Annotated in this window: 1 protein-coding gene; it reads left to right on the forward strand. The window is 71.4% G+C overall.

Features of this window, described 5'->3' with window-relative positions; genetic code table 11:
• Nucleotides 1-507 (forward strand): DUF1731 domain-containing protein (locus GJ693_RS16670; protein WP_156257303.1); only part of this gene is annotated, 507 nt, incomplete at its 5' end.
• Nucleotides 508-510 lie beyond the last annotated feature (3 nt).

Raw genomic sequence — 510 nt, forward strand, 5'->3', positions numbered from 1 at the left:
GCCAGCCGCCTCGGCGTGCGCACGGTGCTGTTGCGCACCGGCCTCGTGCTGGACCGCAGCGGCGGCCTGCTCGGCCGGCTGCTGACGCCGTTCGACTATGGGCTGGGCGGTCGCCTGGGCAGCGGGCGGCAGTGGATGAGCTGGATTCACCGTGATGATCTGGTGCGCCTGATCATCCATGCGATTGGCGATGAACGGCTTTCGGGACCAGTCAACGCCGTGGCGCCACACCCCGTGACCAACGCCGAATTCACCCGCACCCTGGGCCAGTTGCTGGGCCGCCCGACCCTGATCCCGGTGCCGGCCCCATTGCTCACCGCGCTGCTCGGGGATTTCGCCCACGAACTGCTGTTCAATGGCCAGCGCGTTACGCCGGCCGCCGCCCTGGCCAGCGGGTTCCACTTCCGCCATCCCAGCCTGGCTGGCGCGTTGGCCGCCATCACCGGCCAACCCGACCCGCAGTGCGCCGCCGTGACCGCCGCCGCCCGCAGCCTGGCCGCCATCTGAGCC

Source organism: Sandarakinorhabdus oryzae, from assembly GCF_009733735.1.
GTDB classification, from domain to species: Bacteria; Pseudomonadota; Alphaproteobacteria; order Sphingomonadales; family Sphingomonadaceae; genus Sandarakinorhabdus; species Sandarakinorhabdus oryzae.